Raw genomic sequence first — 17,573 nt, 5'->3', positions numbered from 1 at the left:
TCTCGCGCGCCTCGACGAGGCGCTCCAGCAATTCGCGAAGCGCGAAAAGCGCGCGACGAGGAAGCAATGACGGACTCCGCACCGACCGGCGCCCCCGAAGGCATGGGCTGCCATTCGGCGGCCGACATGGCCGCCGCCGCCAGCGCCGCGGGCAACGCCGAACTGATGGACCGCTTCAAGGCCGACTATCCGGTCGGCCCCCATGACAAGCCCCAAAGCATGTGCCCGGCCTTCGGATCCTTGCGCACCGGCCTTCGGATGCGGCGGGTGGGCACGATCATCTCGGGCTCGGCCTGCTGCACCTACGGGCTGTCGTTCGTGTCGCACTTCTACGGCGCCCGGCGCTCGATCGGCTATGTGCCGTTCAACTCGGAATCGCTCGTCACCGGCAAGCTGTTCGAGGACATCCGCGAGGCTGTCCACGAGATGGCCGACCCCGAACGCTATGACGCGATCGTGGTGACCAACCTCTGCGTGCCGACCGCCTCGGGCGTGCCGCTGCGGCTGTTGCCCAGCGAGATCAACGGCGTGCGGATCGTGGGCATCGACGTGCCGGGCTTCGGCGTGCCGACCCATGCGGAAGCCAAGGACGTGCTGGCGGGCGCGATGCTGAAATACGCCCGCGCCGAGGTCGAGGCCGGCCCGGTTCAGGCGCCCGTCTCGGGCCGGTCCGACCGGCCGACCGTGGCGCTGCTGGGCGAGATGTTCCCGGCCGACCCGGTGATGATCGGCGCGCTGCTGGCGCCGCTGGGCCTTGCTGCCGGCCCCGTGGTGCCCTGCCGCGACTGGCGCGAGCTTTATGCTGCACTCGACAGTGGCGTGGCTGCGGCGATCCACCCGTTCTACACCGCTTCGGTCCGCGAGTTCGAGGCCGCCGGCCGCGCCATCGTGGGCTCGGCCCCGGTGGGGCATGACGGGACGGCCGAATGGCTGGCCAACATCGGCCGGGCCTATGGCATCGCGCCCGAACGGGTGGCTGCCGCGCAGAACGCCTTCCTGCCCGCGATCAGGGGCGCCTTGGCTGGCGCGCCGATCAAGGGGCGGATCACGCTCTCGGGCTATGAGGGCTCGGAGCTGATCGTGGCCCGGCTGCTGATCGAAAGCGGCGCGGATGTGCCTTACGTCGGCACCGCCGCGGGCAAGACGCCCTGGAGCGCCGCCGACCGCGAGTGGCTGGAATCGAAGGGCGTGGTGGTGAAATACCGCGCTTCGCTGGAAGATGACCTGGCCGCGATGGAGGGCTTCGAGCCTGACCTCGCCATCGGCACGACGCCGGTGGTGCAGAAGGCCAAGGCGATGGGGCTGCCCTCGCTCTACTTCACCAACCTCATCTCGGCCCGGCCGCTGATGGGGCCGGCGGGGGCGGGGAGCCTTGCGCAGGTCATCAACGCCGCCATCGGCAACCGCGAGCGGATGGCAAAGATGAAATCCTTCTTCGCGGGCGTGGGCGAGGGCGATACCGCCGGCATCTGGGAGGGCGCGCCGAACCTGCGCCCCGACTTCCGCGCCGCCCACCAGAAGAAGCTCGACAAGGCCGCCAGGGCCGCCAAGGCCGAGGAGATGATCTGATGCTCGTGCAGGATCATGACAGGGCAGGGGGCTACTGGGGCGCCGTTTACGCCTTCTGCGCGGTGAAGGGGCTTCAGGTGGTGATCGACGGCCCGGTGGGCTGCGAGAACCTGCCGGTGACCTCGGTGCTGCACTACACCGACGCGCTGCCCCCGCACGAGCTGCCGATCGTGGTGACCGGCCTCGGCGAGGGCGAGATGAGCGAGGGCACCGAGGAATCGATGCGCCGCGCCTGGAAGGTGCTCGACCCGGCGCTGCCGGCGGTGGTGGTCACCGGCTCGATCGCCGAGATGATCGGCGGTGGCGTGACGCCGCAGGGCACCAACATCCAGAGATTCCTGCCCCGGACCATCGACGAGGACCAGTGGGAATGCGCCGATCGCGCGATGACCTGGCTCTTCACCGAGTTCGGGATGACCAAGGGTCGCATGCCGCCCGAGGCCAAGCGCCCCGAAGGCGCCAAGCCGCGGGTGAACATCCTCGGGCCGATGTATGGCACCTTCAACATGGCCTCCGACCTGCACGAGATTCGCCGTCTCGTGGAAGGGATCGGCGCCGAAGTGAACATGGTGATGCCGCTTGGCGCGCATCTGGCCGAGATGCGACACTTGGTCAATGCCGACGCCAACATCGTCATGTATCGCGAATTCGGCCGCGGTCTGGCCGAGCTGCTGGGGAAACCCTACCTCCAGGCCCCCATCGGGGTGGAGAGCACCACCGCCTTCCTGTGCGCGCTGGGCGAGATTCTGGGCCTGGACCCCGAGCCCTTCATCGAGCGCGAGAAGCATTCGACGCTGAAACCCGTGTGGGACCTGTGGCGCAGTGTCACGCAGGATTTCTTCGGGACGGCCAATTTCGGCATCGTGGCGACCGAAACCTATGCGAGGGGCATCCGAAACTACCTGGAAGGGGATCTCGGCCTGCCCTGCGCCTTTGCCGTCGCCCGAAAGAGGGGCGCCAAGACCGATAACGAGGCGGTGCGCGGACTGATCCGCCAGCACCGCCCGCTGGTCCTGATGGGGTCGATCAACGAGAAGATTTACCTTGCGGAACTCAAGGCCGGCCACGGCCCGCAACCCTCTTTCATTGCAGCCTCTTTCCCGGGTGCGGCGATCCGGCGCGCTACCGGAACGCCCGTTATGGGATATGCAGGTAGCACGTGGTTACTGCAGGAAGTTTGCAACGCCCTGTTCGACGCCCTGTTCCACATCCTGCCCCTCGGGACGGAGATGGACAGCGCGGCCGCCACACCGACAACACTGCGCCGCGACTTCCCCTGGGATGCCGATGCGCAAGCGGCCCTGGACCGCATCGTAGAGGAGCATCCGGTTCTGACCCGGATCAGCGCCGCGCGGGCTTTGCGCGACGCTGCCGAAAAGGCTGCCCTCGATGCCGGTGCCGAACGGGTCGTGAGAGAGACGGTCGAAGCCCTGCGTGGGCCGGGCTTCGGCGAGAGGAAGGGAGAGAACCAATGAGCGATCATGCCGTCAACACGCCGGTCCATGCCGCCAGGGCCCACGGGCACCGAGCACCGCGTGCCGAGTTCTACGTCTACTTCGCCGTCATTCTGCTGGGCGCCTTCCCGGTGGCCTTCGTGAGCTGGATCGTCTCGGCGATCCGCCACCGCCGCCTGCCGAAGCGCGGCCCCTTCGCGTCCGCCTGGTTCGATGCCAAGGCGATCACGCCGCTGATTTTCCGCGCCTGACCCCGGTCAGGTTGCGACACGCCATTCGTCGTCCCCGCAGGGGGCGGCGGATTAATCGGGAGGGCATGGTGCCTTACCGTAACCCACGCCACCAGCATGTGGCGTCAGTCTTACGATCCGGAGGATAGCATGGCTGATAAATCCGACCTGGGCTACACAGGTCTTACGGACGAGCAGGCGCAGGAATTGCACTCCGTCTACATGAGCGGTCTTTGGCTGTTCAGCGCGGTGGCGATTGTCGCTCACCTCGCTGTGTACATCTGGCGTCCGTGGTTCTGAGGAGAACAAGATCATGGCTAAGTTCTACAAGATTTGGATGATCTTCGACCCCCGCCGCGTGTTCGTGGCTCAGGGCGTGTTCCTGTTCCTGCTCGCGGTGATGATCCACCTCATCCTGCTCAGCACCCCCAGCTACAACTGGCTGGAAATCTCTGCCGCGAAGTACAACCGCGTCGCCGTCGCCGAGTAATCGGGCCGGCCCTCCGTCGCGGGCGGCACCCACCGCCCGCGACGATTCAAAGGTTCAGCCATTGAGACGGCTCCACCATGCGCGCAAGCGCCGGTCGGGCCGACTGCAAGCGGAGAGGGAAGCATGGCACTGCTCAGCTTCGAGCGAAAATATCGCGTGCCGGGGGGCACGCTGGTCGGCGGAAACCTGTTCGACTTCTGGGTCGGCCCTTTCTACGTCGGCTTCTTCGGGGTAGCGACGTTCTTCTTCGCCGCCCTGGGCACACTCCTGATTGCCTGGAGCGCCGTACTTCAGGGTACCTGGAACCCCCAACTCATCTCTGTCTACCCGCCGGCCCTCGAGTACGGTCTGGGAGGTGCACCCCTCGCAGAAGGCGGGCTCTGGCAGATCATCACGATCTGCGCCACTGGTGCCTTCGTCAGCTGGGCGCTGCGCGAAGTCGAAATCTGCCGTAAGCTCGGCATCGGGTATCACATTCCCTTTGCCTTCTCGTTCGCCATCCTGGCCTACCTGACGCTGGTGCTCTTCCGCCCGGTGATGATGGGCGCGTGGGGCTATGCGTTCCCCTACGGGATCTGGACGCACCTCGACTGGGTGTCGAACACGGGCTACACCTACGGCAACTTCCACTACAACCCTGCTCACATGATCGCCATCACGTTCTTCTTCACGAACGCGCTGGCACTGGCGCTGCATGGCGCCCTGGTCCTGTCCGCCGCCAACCCCGAGAAGGGCAAGGAAATGCGGACCCCGGACCATGAGGACACGTTCTTCCGCGATCTGGTCGGCTATTCGATCGGGACGCTCGGGATCCACCGTCTCGGCCTGCTGCTCTCGCTCAGCGCCGTGTTCTTCAGCGCCGTCTGCATGATCATCTCCGGCACCATCTGGTTCGATGAATGGGCGACCTGGTGGCTGTGGTGGGTTGAACTGCCCTGGTGGGCCAACATCCCGGGAGGCGTCAATGGCTGAGTATCAGAACATCTTCACCCAGGTGCAGGTCCGCGGACCGGCTGACCTGGGGATGACGGAGGACGTCAACCTTGCCAACCGTTCGGGCGTGGGTCCCTTCTCGACCCTCCTCGGCTGGTTCGGCAACGCCCAGCTCGGCCCGATCTACCTCGGCAGCCTCGGCGTCCTGTCCCTGTTCTCGGGCTTCCTGTGGTTCTTCACCATCGGGATCTGGTTCTGGTATCAGGCGGGATGGAACCCGGCCGTGTTCATGCGCGACCTGTTCTACTTCTCGCTCGAGCCGCCGGCACCGGAATACGGCCTCTCCTTCGCGGCTCCGCTGAAGGAAGGCGGGCTCTGGCTGATCGCCTCGTTCTTCATGTTCGTGTCGGTCTGGGCCTGGTGGGGGCGGGTCTATCTGCGGGCGCAAGCCCTCGGCATGGGCAAGCACACCGCCTGGGCGTTCCTCTCGGCCATCTGGCTGTGGATGGTGCTGGGCTTCATCCGTCCGATCATGATGGGCTCCTGGTCCGAGGCGGTTCCCTACGGGATCTTCTCGCACCTCGACTGGACGAACAACTTCTCGCTCGTCCACGGGAACCTGTTCTACAACCCCTTCCACGGTCTCTCGATCGCCTTCCTCTACGGTTCGGCCCTGCTCTTCGCGATGCACGGTGCGACCATTCTCGCGGTCTCCCGCTTCGGCGGCGAGCGCGAGCTGGAGCAGATCGCCGACCGCGGGACGGCGGCGGAGCGGGCGGCCCTCTTCTGGCGCTGGACCATGGGCTTCAACGCCACGATGGAAGGCATCCACCGCTGGGCCATCTGGATGGCGGTCCTCGTGACCCTCACCGGCGGCATCGGCATCCTGCTCTCGGGCACCGTCGTGGACAACTGGTACGTCTGGGGCCAGAACCACGGCATGGCGCCGCTGAACTGAGGAGCGATCACAATGGCTGACAAGACCATCTTCGACGATCACCTCAACACCAATCCGAAGACCAACCTTCGCCTCTGGGTCGCTTTCCAGATGATGAAGGGTGCGGGTTGGGCCGGGGCCGTCTTCTTCGGGACCCTCCTGATGATCGGCTTCTTCCGGGTGATCGGCCGGGCGCTCCCCATCGACGAGAACCCCGCTCCGGCGCCGAACCTGACCGGCGCCCTGGAGACCGGGATCGAGCTGATCAAGCATCTCGTCTGAGAACGGTCACGGGGCAGGGCGGCGCCAGGCCGCCCGCCCCTCCAAATCCGGGCCATATCGCCGGCCCGGGTCCGGGGCGAAACCACAGCCCGGTTCCCTTCCTGTTGGCGACAGGGACCTGGTGCCGTGTGGAAGACCGCACGGCACCCTTTTGACATTCGGGAGGCTTGAATGACCAATCCCACCCCGCGACCCGAAACGCCGCTTTTGGATCGCGTGTGCTGCCCGGCCGACATGAAGGCGCTGAGTGACGCCGAACTGGAGCGGCTGGCCGACGAAGTGCGTTCCGAGGTGATTTCGGTCGTTGCCGAGACGGGGGGGCATCTGGGGTCCTCGCTGGGGGTGGTCGAGCTGACCGTGGCGTTGCACGCCGTCTTCAACACGCCCACCGACAAGCTGATCTGGGACGTGGGCCACCAGTGCTATCCCCACAAGATCCTGACCGGCCGGCGCGAGCAGATGCGCACGCTGCGCCAGAAGGGCGGGCTTTCGGGCTTCACCAAGCGGTCCGAGTCCGACTACGACCCGTTCGGCGCCGCCCATTCCTCGACCTCGATCTCCGCCGCCCTGGGCTTCGCCATGGGGCGTGAACTGGGCCAGCCGGTCGGCGACACGATCGCCGTGATCGGCGACGGCTCGATCACCGCGGGCATGGCCTACGAGGCGCTGAACCACGCCGGCCACCTGAACAAGCGGCTGTTCGTGATCCTGAACGACAATGACATGAGCATCGCCCCGCCCGTGGGGGCGCTGGCGCGCTACCTCGTGAACCTCTCGTCCAAGGCGCCCTTCGCGACGCTGCGGGCCGCGGCCGACGGGATCGAGGCGTCGCTGCCGGGGCCGCTCCGCGACGGGGCGCGCCGGGCGCGGCAACTCGTGACGGGCATGCCCGGCGGCGGCACGCTCTTCGAGGAACTGGGCTTCACCTATGTCGGCCCCATCGACGGGCACGACATGCCCTCGCTCTTGCAGACGCTGCGGGCGGCGCGGGCGCGCACGACGGGGCCGGTGCTGATCCATGTCGTGACGAAGAAGGGCAAGGGCTACGCGCCTGCCGAGAACGCCCCCGACAAGTATCATGGGGTCAACAAGTTCGACCCTGTCACGGGCGAGCAGAAGAAGTCGGTCGCCAACGCGCCCAACTACACCAAGGTCTTCGGCACCACCCTGACCGACGAGGCCGCCCGCGATCCGCGGATCGTGGCGATCACCGCCGCCATGCCCTCGGGCACGGGGGTGGACATCATGCAGAAGCGGTTCCCGAACCGCGTCTTCGACGTGGGCATCGCCGAGCAGCATGCCGTGACCTTTGCCGCCGGCCTCGCCGGGGCCGGGATGAAGCCGTTCTGCGCGATCTATTCCTCGTTCCTGCAGCGGGGTTATGACCAGATCGCGCATGACGTGGCGCTGCAGAACCTGCCGGTGCGCTTCGTGATCGACCGGGCGGGGCTGGTGGGCGCGGATGGCGCGACCCATGCGGGGGCCTTCGACGTGGGCTTCCTGACGACGTTGCCGAACATGACCGTGATGGCCGCCGCCGACGAGGCGGAACTCGTCCACATGATCGCGACCGCCGTGGCCTTCGACGAAGGGCCGATCGCCTTCCGCTTCCCGCGCGGCGAAGGGTTGGGCGTCGAGATGCCCGAGCGCGGCACTGTGCTGGAACCGGGCCGTGGCCGGGTGGTGCGCGAGGGGACGGATGTGGCGATCCTCTCCTTCGGCGCGCATCTGCACGAGGCGTTGCAGGCCGCGAAGCTCCTTGAGGCCGAGGGGGTGAGTGCGACGGTCGCCGACGCCCGCTTCTCGCGGCCGCTCGACACAGGCCTGATCGACCAGCTCGTGCGCCATCACCCGGCGCTGGTGACGGTGGAGCAGGGGTCCATGGGCGGCTTCGGCGCCCATGTCATGCACTACCTAGCCAATTCGGGCGGCTTTGACGGTGGCCTCGCGCTCCGGGTGATGACCTTGCCCGACCGCTTCATCGAGCAGGCAAGCCCCGAGGACATGTATGCCGATGCGGGTCTCCGGGCCGAGGATATCGCGGCCACCGCGCGGGGCGCGCTCGCGCGGGGGCGCGTGATGCCGCTGCGGCAGACGGCGAAGCCGCGGGCGCTCTGACATCGAGGCGCTGGCCGGCGGGTCAGCGCCCCGCCAGCCGGTGGCCGAGGGTTGCCAGCCACGAGGGAGGGCCGCCAGCCTCTTCCTGCCGGTCCGCGGCCTCGAGCAGCCGATACATCCCCCGCACGCCCAGCCAGCGCAACGGCTCGGGCTCCCACCGGCGGACGCGGCGGTTGACCCACGGCAGCCGCGTCAGCGCCGTGTCCCGCCCGAGCGCGAGGTCGGCCAGCGTGCGCCCTGCGAGGTTCGAGGTCGAGACGCCCACCCCCACATAGCCGCCCGCCCAGCCGATCCCCGTCGCGGGATCGAGGCCCACCGTCGCGCACCAGTCGCGCGGCACGCCCAGCACCCCACCCCAGGCATGGTCGATCCGCGCCCCGGCCGCGGCCGGGAAATGCCGACTCAACCGCTTCAGCAGATGGGCCACGGTGACGGCTTCGGCCTCGCCGCGCGTGTCGATGCGCGAGGCCATGCGGTAGGCCCGCCCGCGGGCGCCGACCGCGATGCGCCCTTCGCGCGTGCGCTGGCAGTAGCAATAGGCGTTGGCCATGTCGCCGAGGATCTCGGCGCCCTCCCAGCCGATCCGGTCCCAGACCTCGGGCGGCAGCGGCTCGGTCACGATCTGGGCCGAGTTGAGCGGCAGCCACTCGCGCTTCAGGCCGGGCAGGGTGGCGGTGAAGCCCTCGGTCGCGCGCAGGATGACCCGCGCCTGCACCGTGCCCCGCCGCGTCTCGACCCGGCCGGGGGCGATGCCGAGCACCTCGGTGCCCTCGGCGATCCGCACGCCGCGCCGCTCGGCGGCCGCGGCCAGCCCGCGCACGAGTTTGGCCGGCTGCACCCGTGCGACACCGCCCACCACCATCGCCCCTTCCGCCTTCGGGATGCGGACGCGCCGGGCGAGCGCATCGGCCCCGAGGAAGCTGACCCGTTCCTCGCCCCAAGCCTGGCGGTGGCGCACTTCGGCCTCGGCCCGCGCCCGCTGCGCGGGCGTCACCGCCACCATCAGCTCGTCGGTCCGATGGATGTCGGCGTCGATTCCCTCCGCTTCGGCCATGCGGATCACCTCGTCCACCGTGCCGCTCATGGCGGCCACCATGGCGCGCACGCCCTCGGCCGTTCCGGTCGAGAGGTAGCGGTCATGGTTCCAGGCGAAGCTGCCGGTCAGCCAGCCGCCGTTGCGCCCCGAGGCGCCAAAGCCCGCGAACTCCTTCTCGACCACCAGCACGTCAAGCTCGGGCGCCTGCTCCTTCAGATAGAGCGCGGCCCAGAGCCCGGTGTAGCCCGCGCCCACGATGCAGACATCGGCCCGCGTGTCTCCGGGCAGGGGCGGGCGCCGCGCGGGAAGGCCGCCGAGATCGGCGAACCAGAAGGAAACGTCGCCGTTTCGGACGGGGGAAGAGGTCATGCGGGGGGCTCCGGCGCTGTGGCCTGCGCAGATTGGCGCGGCGCTGCCCCCGAGGCAAGTTCGTGTGATGCACGCCACTCTGTGGATAAACCGCCGCCGCGCTCTGTTGCCGCGCCCGCGCATCTGTGGCAAGAGGAAGAGGACTGTGGCTGACGGAAGAGCTTGGCAGATGACGGATTTTGCAACGCGGCGCATGATGATGGTGGATACGCAGATCCGCCCCTCGGACGTGACGAAGTTCCCGATCATCGATGCGATGCTGACCGTGCCGCGCGAGGTCTATGTGCCGCGCGCCCTGCGGGAAGTCGCCTACATGAGCGAGAATGTGGTGGTGGCGCCGAACCGGGTGCTGCTCGAGCCGCGGACCTTCGCGAAACTTCTCGACACGCTGAACATCCAGCCGGTGGAATCGGTTCTCGATGTGGGTTGCGGGCTGGGCTATTCCTGCGCCGTGATCGCGCGGCTGGCCGAAGCCGTAGTGGGCCTCGAAGAGGATGAGCAACTCGCCGCCGAGGCGCAGCGCACCCTCTCGGCCGAGGGCGTGGACAATGCCGCCGTCATCGTGGGCCCGCTGACCAGCGGCGCCGGGCGCCACGGCCCCTATGACGTCATCACGGTCGAAGGCGCGGTCGAGACGGTGCCGCAGTCGCTTCTCGACCAGCTCAAGGAAGGCGGCCGCATCGGCTGCATCTTCATGGAGGGGCCGCTCGGCGTCGCGCGGATCGGCTACAAGGTGGATGGGGCCGTCACCTGGCGCCCGGTGTTCAATGCAAGCGCCCCGGTCCTGCCGGGATTCGAGGTGAAGCGCGATTTTGCGCTCTGAGGCAATTAGTTCCAAAACAAGATATTGATAAGACAGTGGAGATGGGAATGCGAAAGATCAGATTGTGGGCAGCGGCGACCTGCTCGGCTCTGGCGGTGATGGCGTCCGCGGCCCAGGCGGAAACGCTGGCCGATGCCCTTATCTCCGCCTACCGCAACAGCAACCTGCTCGAGCAGAACCGGGCGCTCCTGCGGGCCACGGATGAGGATGTGGCCGTCGCGGTCGCGGCCCTGCGGCCCGTCGTTCAGTTCGTGGCGGAATCGTCCTACAGCTTCCAGCGCGTGAGGGGCGACCTCGTCGACCCTGCCCGCCGCTACAATGTCGAGGATCTGAACTCGTCCATCGGGCTCACGGCCTCGATGACGCTTTATGATTTCGGGCGCAACGCACTGGCGGTCGAGGCCGCGAAGGAATCCGTGCTCGCCACGCGCGAGGCGCTGCTGCAGGTCGAGCAGAACGTGCTGCTCGATGCGGTGGATGCCTACGTTCGCGTGCAGCTGGCGCAGGCCATCGTGAACCTGCGGCGCAACAACCTCGGCCTGATCGAGCAGGAACTCCAGGCCGCGGAGGATCGGTTCGAGGTGGGCGAAGTGACGCGCACCGACGTTTCGCAGGCCCAGGCCGCTCTGGCCGGCTCGCGCTCGGATCTGACCTCGGCCGAGGGGGATCTCGTCGTCGCGCGGGAGGCTTACAAGGCGGCCGTCGGCCGTTATCCGGGGGATCTCGCCCCGAGGCCGGCGCCGCCGCGCACCGCAGCCTCGCTGGAAGCCGCGCGTCAGGTTGCGCTGCGCACCCATCCGCAGGTCCGGCAGGCCCAGCGTCAGGTGGCCGCCGCCGACCTGAACGTGGCGCGTGCGAAGGCCGCCATGAAGCCGACGATCAACGGCGAGGCGCGGGTTGGCATCAACGATGAGGGACGCGAGTCCGGCAGCGTCGGCATCGCACTTCGGCACACGCTCTATGCCGGGGGCGAGTTGTCGGCGGTCTTCCGTCAGTCGCTCGCCAACCGGGATGCGCAGAAGGCCAACCTCCTTCAGATCGGTGTGAACGTCGCGCAGAACGTGGGCAACGCCTGGTCCACGGTGGATGTTGCCACCGCCGCCATTGCCGCGGGCGATGAAGAGATCCGGGCCGCGCGCACCGCCTTTGAAGGCGTGCGTGAAGAGGCGACGCTGGGCGCGCGGACCACGCTCGACGTGCTGAACGCCGAACAGGACCTGCTCAGCGCCCAGGCTGACCGGCTCACGGCTGAGGCGCGGCGCTATGTCGGCATCTACCAGGTGCTCGCCTCGATGGGCCTGCTGACGGTCGAGCATCTGAACCTCGGCATCCCGACCTATGATCCGGCGGCCTATTACAATGCCGTCAAGCACGCTCCGGCAACCAGTTCGCAGGGCAAGCGGCTCGACCGCGTGCTTCAGTCGATCGGCCGGAACTGACCGGGCGCAGAGAGGGAAGACGGGCCGGCTTGTCCGGCCCTTTTTCATGAAGGCCCGTCCCGCAAGCGTTCCGGCACCCGGCGCAAGAGAATGCTCCGGCCTACGGGTCTGGAACTTGTGCGCAAGGGGCTGCCGACCTAAGGTGGGGCGTGACCTACCACCGGGGGACAGGATGTCGGAACGCATGACCAATGTGGATTATGGAGATGTCCTGTCCTCGATCCGCCGCCTTGTGGCGGAAGGGTCGGAGACACATCCCCCCGCGGCGACGCCCGACCCTCTGGTTCTGACGCCCGCGCTTCGGGTGGTGGCGGCACCGGAATCCGTGCCCCCCGCACCCTTCATGGAGGCCGAGGAGGGGTGGCTTCCCGAGGGGCAGGCCGCTCTGGAAACATCCTCGACGGTGGTCAGTTTCGGACCCACCGCTCCCTCCGCGCCAAGGGACGAGCCAGCCGCAGAGGAGCCTCCGGTCCTGCGGGACGAGAGCCTGCCCGACGCGCCCGCACAGGCCGAGGCGCCGCATGCGCTGGACGAAGAGCATCTGCGCGAGATCGTCCGTGCGGTGCTCCGCGAAGAGCTTCAGGGGCCGATGGGCGAGCGCATCACCCGCAACATCCGCAAGCTGGTGCGCGCCGAGATCCACCGCGCCATCCTCACGCGCGATCCGTCCGACGGCTGATCGGGCCGGCCGGACCTTGCACCAACGGGATGGGTCAACCGGCCGGACCTTGCTCCAAAGCGATGGGCCAAATGGAAAACGCGCCCCGAGGGGCGCGCGATCCGTGCGTCAGGTCGCAGGCGGAGTTCAGGCCGCTTCGGCCTGATCCAGCTCGAGGGCATGACGCCGCTCGCTCTCTTCGCGCGACAGCGCGACCGAGGTGCGGATGCCCTTGCTGACGAATTCCATCAGTCCCTTCACGACCCGCTCGTTGGGGTCGATCCCGGCACAGGACAGCACTTCGCGCCCGTCGCGCGAGCGCGCCCAGCGGGCGATCTGCTCCGGCCCGTTGCCATACTTCTTGTCGTCCGCGATGGCATCGTCCAGCGCGGCCAGCACCACAGCAGCGAACAACTTTCGGGCACGTTGCCCTTGTTCGAAGTTGAAAGCGGTGCTGTCAATGAAATCGGCCATGAGTTTGTCCTGTTCTTGCTCTTTTCTCTTGTGGCGTCCGGCGAATATGCATACCGAGGCGCGATTCGGCATCCCCTGTTTGGAATGCCTGCCATGCACTCAGATCAAGTCTCGTCTCCGAAAGCCATCCTATCCAGAGGCATTGCCGCCCGGCCCGGCCGCATATATAGCGTGCGGCCACAGCCGATCAAGCGCGCCGGGATGAGCCATGCCAAAGATTAACGGAAACGAGATCAAGCCGGGATTCATCCTTGAGCATGACGGGGGGCTCTGGGCGGCCGTGAAGGTCAACCATGTGAAGCCCGGCAAGGGCGGCGCCTTCGCGCAGGTCGAGCTGAAGAACCTCCGTGACGGGCGCAAGCTGAACGAGCGGTTCCGTTCCGAGGACAAGGTCGAGCGGACGGAGCTTGAGAACAAGGACCAGCAGTTCCTCTATGAAAGCGACGGCCGGCTGATCTTCATGGACGCCGAGACCTTCGAGCAGGTCGAGATCGACGCCGAGCTTCTGGGCGACCGGCGCCCCTTCCTGCAGGACGGCATGGTGGCGACGGTCAACTACTACGGCGATGAGGCGCTCAACGTGACGCTGCCGCCCAAGGTGCGGTGCCGCGTCGTCGAGACCGAGCCGGTGGTCAAGGGCCAGACCGCGGCCAACAGCTACAAGCCCGCCATACTCGACAACGGAATGCGGATCATGGTGCCACCCTTCATCGGCACGGACGAGGAGATCCTCGTGCACACCGAACTCATGGAATATTCCGAGCGCGTCTGAGGCGGGGCCCCGGCCGGCCGGTTCAGGTCGCCGCGCTGTCGAGCGCCAGCACCGCCTCGCCCGCCCGCATCTCGCCCGCGGTGCGATCGTGGCGGACAAAGGCGATGGCGCGCTCGCCCGAGCGGGTGAAGAGCGTGCCGACCGGCTTGCCGTCCGCCGTGATCTCGGCGCCGAAAGGCGCGTCGCCCGAAATCGAGACCCGCACGAGGCCCTTGCGCAGCTCGGTCTTGTGCTTCATCCGCGCGGTGACTTCCTGCCCCACATAGCAGCCCTTGCGGAAATCGACGCCGTGCAGGCGCTCGAAGCCGGACTCGAGGATGTAGCTGTCGTCGGGGATCAGCTCGAGCCCGCTCTCGGGGATCACATGGGCCACCCGGATCGCGTCCCAGTCGATCGAGGGCGCATCGCCCGTCAGGCCGTAGCCGCGCCAGCCGAGGTCGGGGTGCCGCGGATCGGGCAGGGCGCCCGCGGGCGGGGCGCCGAGGCCGCGCACGACCGGCAGATCCAGAGGCGCGATCTGCACATCGGCGCGCAGCTTGTACATGCCGAGACGGCGGAACGTGGCCTCGGCCAGCCGGTCGGAGATGTCGATGAAGAGCCTCCCCTCAAGGCGGACGATGAAGAAGTCCGCCAGATACTTGCCCTGCGGTGACAGGAGCGCGGCCCAGACGATCCCGTCGCCGCGTTCCAGCGGCCGGACATCGTTCGAGACCAGGCCTTGCAGGAAATGCAGCCCGTCCTTGCCCGTCAGCTCCCAGAGCCTGCGGTCCGTCGCGATCTCACCCGGCATCGGCCTCTCCGTTCCTGAACTGCAGCCGGTGCAGCTCGGCATAGAGGCCGCCCCGCGCCAGCAACTCCTCGTGCGTGCCTTCGTCCGCGACGCGGCCCGCCTCCATCACCACGATCCGGTCCGCCTGCCGGACCGTCGAGAGCCGGTGCGCAATCACGAGCGTCGTGCGCCCCTCGCCAAGCCGCGCCAGCGCCTCGGCGACCAGCGCCTCCGAGGCCGCATCGAGCGCCGACGTGGCCTCGTCGAGCAGCAGCACCGGCGCATCCGAGACAAGCGCGCGCGCAATGGCCACCCGCTGCCTCTGGCCGCCCGACAGGCGCGAGCCGCGGGGGCCGGCCGGGGTCAGGTCGCCCTCGGGCAGGAGGTCCATGAAGTCCGTCACATGCGCCGCCTCCAGCGAGGCGCGCAGCCGGTCCTCGGGCACCTCGCGGCCGAGCGTCACGTTCTCGCGGATGGTCTCGTCGAAGAGCCCCGCCTCCTGCGAGACGACGGCGAACTGGGCGCGCAGGTCGGCCAGATCCATGTCGGCCGCATCGACCCCGTTGATCAGCACGCGGCCCGCACTGGGCTCGATCAGGCCGGTCAGCAGGTGGAAGACCGTGCTCTTGCCGGCGCCCGACGGGCCGACCAGCGCCGTCATCCGGCCCGGCGCGGCGCGCAGCGTCAGGCCGTTCAGCACCGCGTGCCCGTCGTAGGAGAAATGCACGTTCTCGAGCCGGATGTCGGGCGTGCCGGCCTTCGGCGCGGCGCTGGCGGGCCGGCGGATCACCTCGGGCTCGGTGTCGAACAGCCGGTAGATCCGCTCGAGGCTCGCCGCCGCGATCTGCCAGAAGCCCGACAGGTCGCCCAGCCGGCGCAGCGGCTGGAAGGTCAGCGCCATGGCGGTGAAGAAGGACATGAACTCACCCGTCGTCCGCTCTCCCGCCGCGATCTCGCGTCCGCCGAGCATCAGCACGGCAAAGAAGCCGATGCCGGTGATCACGTCGATCAGCGCAGGCATGGCCGCCCGGCCCACGGCCATCTTCAGCTGCCCGCGCACGATCAGGTCCGAGATCCGGCGGAAACGGGCAAGCTGGTAGCCCTCCATCCGGTTCAGCTTGATCGGCTGGATTCCGTGGAAGATCTCGTCCAGCCGGGTCGAGCGTTCGCCCGCCTGCACGCGCATCTGCTGGGTCTTGCGGCGGATGTAGCGTTGCACCACGACCGCGGGCAGGATCAGGATCGGCGCCCCCACCAGCGCGGCCAGCGTCCAGATCGGGTCGATCAGCAGCGCCACCGTGAAGAGGCCGATCAGCGAGACGACATCGCGCCCCATGCCGAGGATGACGCTCGACCAGACGCCCTGCACCGCCGTCGTGTCGCCCTGAACCCGCTCCATCAGCGCGCCGGGCGGGTTCTTCTGGAAGAAGCCCTGATCGAGCGTGAGGATGTGGCGCAGCAGATCCACCTGCATGGCGGTCGAGCTGATCTGCGACACACGGGTGAGCAGCGCCTTCGAGGCGACCGAGGTCGCGCCGCGCAGCACGAACAGACCGAGGATGGCGAGCCCCACCCAGAGAAGCAGCCGGTTGCCTCCGGGCGCGAAGACCTGGTCGAAGAGCGGCTGGATCAGCCAGGAGAGTGCCCCCAGCGTCGAGCCCTCCATCACGTTCAGCAGGAAGGCCAGCGCCATCGTTCCGGTGTGGCGCCGGAGGTAGCCGGTCCAGAGCCTGCCGAACAGGCGGCCGGACGTGTAGCGCGGATCGTCGGGCGTGCGGGGCAAGGGCGGCCTCGATCAAGGGGTTCGCCGGGTCTATCGCGAAAGCGCGGCCGCTGGCAAGGCGGGGCGGCCCGAAGGCCCGGCCGGCGGACCGGGCCCGTCGCCGCCGCGGCCGGGGCCGACATCCGCGCCGCTTGCGGCCCGATTGACCTTCCTGACGGCCGCGCGTAGCCAAGTGTCACGTCCCTCCGGAGAACATCATGTCGCTTGCACACGGCCGACCCTATCTCGCCATTCCCGGTCCTTCCGCCATGCCGGACCGGGTGCTGAACGCGATGCATCGCGCGGCGCCCAACATCTACGAAGGGGCGCTGCACGAGCTGGTGGCGGGGCTCTGGCCGGATCTGAAGCGGGTGGCGGGCACCGCGCATCACGTCGCGCTCTACATCGCGAACGGGCATGGCGCATGGGAGGCGGCGAACGCGAACCTCTTCAGCCGCGGGGACCGGGCCATCGTGCTGGCCACCGGCCGCTTCGGCCACGGCTGGGCCGAGAGCGCGCGCGCCATGGGAGTCGAGGTCGAGCTGATCGACTTCGGCCGTTCCTCGCCCGCCGATCCCGCCCGGCTCGAGGAGGCGTTGCGCGCCGATCGGGCCCACCGGATCAAGGCGGTGCTGGTGACGCATGTCGATACGGCCAGCTCGATCCGCAACGATGTGCCCGCGCTTCGCCGGGCGATGGACGCGGCGGGCCATCCGGCGCTGCTGGCGGTCGATTGCATCGCCTCGCTGGCCTGTGACGAATACCGCATGGACGAATGGGGGGCGGATGTGACCGTCTCGGCCAGCCAGAAGGGGCTGATGACGCCGCCCGGCCTCGGCTTCGTCTGGTATTCCGACCGGGCGCACGAGCGGTGCCGGACCTCGGACCTGCGCACGCCCTACTGGGACTGGACCCCGCGCAGCTTCGGCACCGAATTCTGGCAGCACTTCTGCGGCACCGCGCCCACGCACCACCTGTATGGGCTGCGGGCCGCGCTCGACATGATCCTCGAAGAGGGGCTGCCCGCGGTCTGGGCGCGGCACGAGGCGCTGGCCCGCGCGGTCTGGACGGCCTTCGAGCACTGGGGCGAGGGCAACCCCGAGATCGCGCTGAACGTGGCCGATCCCGCCCACCGGGGACGTTCGGTCACCGCGGCCCGGATGGGCGCGCCCCATGCGACGCGGCTGAGGGAATGGACCGAGACGCGGGCCGGGGTCACGCTGGGCATCGGGCTCGGAATGGCGCTGCCGTCCGAGCCGGCCTATCACGGCTTCCTGCGCGTGGCGCACATGGGCCATGTGAACGCCCACATGACGCTGGGCGCGCTGGCCGTGATGGAGGCGGGCCTTGCCGCGCTCGATATCCCCCACGGGAACGGGGCGCTCGCCGCCGCGGCCGCATCGCTGGGTGCATCGGCCTGACGAGGGCGCGCCTGTCCGCCCGGAACGGCGGGTGCCC

The 17,573-nt window shown here is 68.4% G+C and carries 18 protein-coding genes; 14 read left to right on the top strand and 4 right to left on the bottom strand.

The window, feature by feature from the left end; genetic code table 11:
- Nucleotides 1-66 precede the first annotated feature (66 nt).
- From bchY to dxs, 9 genes are all read left to right on the top strand, one after another.
- Nucleotides 67-1,569 carry a chlorophyllide a reductase subunit Y gene (bchY, locus tag FG154_RS03640; protein ID WP_145104447.1) on the top strand — a complete coding sequence of 501 codons (1,503 nt, stop codon included), beginning with the start codon at nt 67-69 and terminating at the stop codon, nt 1,567-1,569.
- Nucleotides 1,569-3,044: a chlorophyllide a reductase subunit Z gene (gene bchZ, locus FG154_RS03635; RefSeq protein ID WP_145104445.1), complete on the top strand. Its 1,476-nt coding sequence runs from the start codon at nt 1,569-1,571 to the stop codon at nt 3,042-3,044. The genes bchY and bchZ overlap by 1 nt, the downstream gene beginning before the upstream one ends.
- Nucleotides 3,041-3,274 (top strand): photosystem biosynthesis protein PufQ, encoded by a 234-nt coding sequence (pufQ, locus tag FG154_RS03630; RefSeq protein WP_145104443.1) that lies wholly within the window; start codon nt 3,041-3,043, stop codon nt 3,272-3,274. Before bchZ ends, pufQ begins: the two co-directional genes overlap by 4 nt.
- 129 nt (nt 3,275-3,403) lie before the next feature.
- Nucleotides 3,404-3,553 (top strand): light-harvesting antenna LH1, beta subunit, encoded by a 150-nt coding sequence (pufB, locus tag FG154_RS03620; RefSeq protein ID WP_002720423.1) that lies wholly within the window; start codon nt 3,404-3,406, stop codon nt 3,551-3,553.
- 13 nt (nt 3,554-3,566) lie between these two features.
- The gene (pufA, locus tag FG154_RS03615) at nt 3,567-3,743 is read left to right on the top strand and encodes a light-harvesting antenna LH1, alpha subunit (protein WP_011909042.1); all 177 of its coding nucleotides are present in this window, start codon (nt 3,567-3,569) and stop codon (nt 3,741-3,743) included.
- A gap of 123 nt (nt 3,744-3,866) precedes the next feature.
- Complete coding sequence (pufL, locus tag FG154_RS03610) at nt 3,867-4,715, top strand: photosynthetic reaction center subunit L (protein ID WP_145104441.1); 849 nt, start codon at nt 3,867-3,869, stop codon at nt 4,713-4,715.
- Nucleotides 4,708-5,634, top strand: coding sequence for a photosynthetic reaction center subunit M (pufM, locus tag FG154_RS03605; protein ID WP_145104439.1), 927 nt, complete (start codon nt 4,708-4,710; stop codon nt 5,632-5,634). Before pufL ends, pufM begins: the two co-directional genes overlap by 8 nt.
- Nucleotides 5,635-5,646: 12 nt before the next feature.
- Nucleotides 5,647-5,895 carry an RC-LH1 core complex protein PufX gene (gene pufX / locus FG154_RS03600; protein ID WP_145104437.1) on the top strand — a complete coding sequence of 83 codons (249 nt, stop codon included), beginning with the start codon at nt 5,647-5,649 and terminating at the stop codon, nt 5,893-5,895.
- Nucleotides 5,896-6,066: 171 nt separating this feature from the next.
- Nucleotides 6,067-8,013, top strand: a complete 1,947-nt coding sequence (gene dxs, locus FG154_RS03595) for a 1-deoxy-D-xylulose-5-phosphate synthase (RefSeq protein ID WP_145104435.1) — start codon at nt 6,067-6,069, stop codon at nt 8,011-8,013.
- Between the two features lie 22 nt (nt 8,014-8,035).
- On the opposite strand, the gene FG154_RS03590 is transcribed toward dxs, so the two are convergent.
- Nucleotides 8,036-9,418: an NAD(P)/FAD-dependent oxidoreductase gene (locus tag FG154_RS03590; RefSeq protein WP_145104433.1), complete on the bottom strand. Its 1,383-nt coding sequence runs from the start codon at nt 9,416-9,418 to the stop codon at nt 8,036-8,038.
- A 169-nt stretch (nt 9,419-9,587) separates the two neighbouring features.
- On the opposite strand from FG154_RS03590, the gene FG154_RS03585 reads away from it, so the two are divergent.
- The 3 genes from FG154_RS03585 to FG154_RS03575 all read left to right on the top strand — a co-directional run bounded on the left by FG154_RS03585 (nt 9,588) and on the right by FG154_RS03575 (nt 12,359).
- On the top strand, nt 9,588-10,241 hold the full coding sequence (locus FG154_RS03585; RefSeq protein WP_145104431.1) for a protein-L-isoaspartate O-methyltransferase family protein: 654 nt from the start codon (nt 9,588-9,590) through the stop codon (nt 10,239-10,241).
- Between the two features lie 47 nt (nt 10,242-10,288).
- Complete coding sequence (locus FG154_RS03580; protein WP_145104429.1) at nt 10,289-11,680, top strand: TolC family outer membrane protein; 1,392 nt, start codon at nt 10,289-10,291, stop codon at nt 11,678-11,680.
- A gap of 172 nt (nt 11,681-11,852) precedes the next feature.
- Entirely contained in the window at nt 11,853-12,359 is a 507-nt protein-coding gene (locus FG154_RS03575) for a flagellar biosynthesis protein FlhF (protein WP_145104427.1), read from the top strand.
- A 126-nt stretch (nt 12,360-12,485) separates the two neighbouring features.
- Here FG154_RS03575 and FG154_RS03570 read toward each other — a convergent pair whose 3' ends face one another.
- Nucleotides 12,486-12,812, bottom strand: a complete 327-nt coding sequence (locus FG154_RS03570) for a DUF6280 family protein (RefSeq protein ID WP_011909033.1) — start codon at nt 12,810-12,812, stop codon at nt 12,486-12,488.
- Between the two features lie 208 nt (nt 12,813-13,020).
- Here FG154_RS03570 and efp point away from each other — a divergent pair, with 208 nt between their 5' ends.
- Nucleotides 13,021-13,584 (top strand): elongation factor P, encoded by a 564-nt coding sequence (gene efp / locus FG154_RS03565; RefSeq protein WP_145104425.1) that lies wholly within the window; start codon nt 13,021-13,023, stop codon nt 13,582-13,584.
- A 22-nt stretch (nt 13,585-13,606) separates the two neighbouring features.
- On the opposite strand, the gene ygfZ is transcribed toward efp, so the two are convergent.
- Together ygfZ and FG154_RS03555 are read right to left on the bottom strand one after the other, a co-directional pair.
- Nucleotides 13,607-14,374, bottom strand: coding sequence for a CAF17-like 4Fe-4S cluster assembly/insertion protein YgfZ (ygfZ, locus tag FG154_RS03560; RefSeq protein WP_145104423.1), 768 nt, complete (start codon nt 14,372-14,374; stop codon nt 13,607-13,609).
- The gene (locus FG154_RS03555) at nt 14,364-16,136 is read right to left on the bottom strand and encodes an ABC transporter ATP-binding protein (protein ID WP_145104421.1); all 1,773 of its coding nucleotides are present in this window, start codon (nt 16,134-16,136) and stop codon (nt 14,364-14,366) included. Before FG154_RS03555 ends, ygfZ begins: the two co-directional genes overlap by 11 nt.
- A 197-nt stretch (nt 16,137-16,333) precedes the next feature.
- Between FG154_RS03555 and FG154_RS03550 the strand changes: the two genes are divergently transcribed.
- Nucleotides 16,334-17,536 (top strand): pyridoxal-phosphate-dependent aminotransferase family protein, encoded by a 1,203-nt coding sequence (locus tag FG154_RS03550; RefSeq protein WP_145104419.1) that lies wholly within the window; start codon nt 16,334-16,336, stop codon nt 17,534-17,536.
- Nucleotides 17,537-17,573: the final 37 nt, after the last annotated feature.

The organism is Cereibacter sediminicola (assembly GCF_007668225.1).
GTDB lineage: Bacteria > Pseudomonadota > Alphaproteobacteria > Rhodobacterales > Rhodobacteraceae > Cereibacter_A > Cereibacter_A azotoformans.
This window is presented reverse-complemented; position numbering and strand designations above follow the sequence as displayed.

Bases quoted from the DNA above. Each gene is read 5' to 3' on its own strand.
- bchY (WP_145104447.1), top strand. From the start codon at position 67: ATGACGGACTCCGCACCGACCGGCGCCCCCGAAGGCATGGGCTGCCAT.
- bchZ (WP_145104445.1), top strand. From the start codon at position 1,569: ATGCTCGTGCAGGATCATGACAGGGCAGGGGGCTACTGGGGCGCCGTT.
- pufQ (WP_145104443.1), top strand. From the start codon at position 3,041: ATGAGCGATCATGCCGTCAACACGCCGGTCCATGCCGCCAGGGCCCAC.
- pufB (WP_002720423.1), top strand. From the start codon at position 3,404: ATGGCTGATAAATCCGACCTGGGCTACACAGGTCTTACGGACGAGCAG.
- pufA (WP_011909042.1), top strand. From the start codon at position 3,567: ATGGCTAAGTTCTACAAGATTTGGATGATCTTCGACCCCCGCCGCGTG.
- pufL (WP_145104441.1), top strand. From the start codon at position 3,867: ATGGCACTGCTCAGCTTCGAGCGAAAATATCGCGTGCCGGGGGGCACG.
- pufM (WP_145104439.1), top strand. From the start codon at position 4,708: ATGGCTGAGTATCAGAACATCTTCACCCAGGTGCAGGTCCGCGGACCG.
- pufX (WP_145104437.1), top strand. From the start codon at position 5,647: ATGGCTGACAAGACCATCTTCGACGATCACCTCAACACCAATCCGAAG.
- dxs (WP_145104435.1), top strand. From the start codon at position 6,067: ATGACCAATCCCACCCCGCGACCCGAAACGCCGCTTTTGGATCGCGTG.
- FG154_RS03590 (WP_145104433.1), bottom strand. From the start codon at position 9,418: ATGACCTCTTCCCCCGTCCGAAACGGCGACGTTTCCTTCTGGTTCGCC.
- FG154_RS03585 (WP_145104431.1), top strand. From the start codon at position 9,588: ATGACGGATTTTGCAACGCGGCGCATGATGATGGTGGATACGCAGATC.
- FG154_RS03580 (WP_145104429.1), top strand. From the start codon at position 10,289: ATGCGAAAGATCAGATTGTGGGCAGCGGCGACCTGCTCGGCTCTGGCG.
- FG154_RS03575 (WP_145104427.1), top strand. From the start codon at position 11,853: ATGTCGGAACGCATGACCAATGTGGATTATGGAGATGTCCTGTCCTCG.
- FG154_RS03570 (WP_011909033.1), bottom strand. From the start codon at position 12,812: ATGGCCGATTTCATTGACAGCACCGCTTTCAACTTCGAACAAGGGCAA.
- efp (WP_145104425.1), top strand. From the start codon at position 13,021: ATGCCAAAGATTAACGGAAACGAGATCAAGCCGGGATTCATCCTTGAG.
- ygfZ (WP_145104423.1), bottom strand. From the start codon at position 14,374: ATGCCGGGTGAGATCGCGACGGACCGCAGGCTCTGGGAGCTGACGGGC.
- FG154_RS03550 (WP_145104419.1), top strand. From the start codon at position 16,334: ATGTCGCTTGCACACGGCCGACCCTATCTCGCCATTCCCGGTCCTTCC.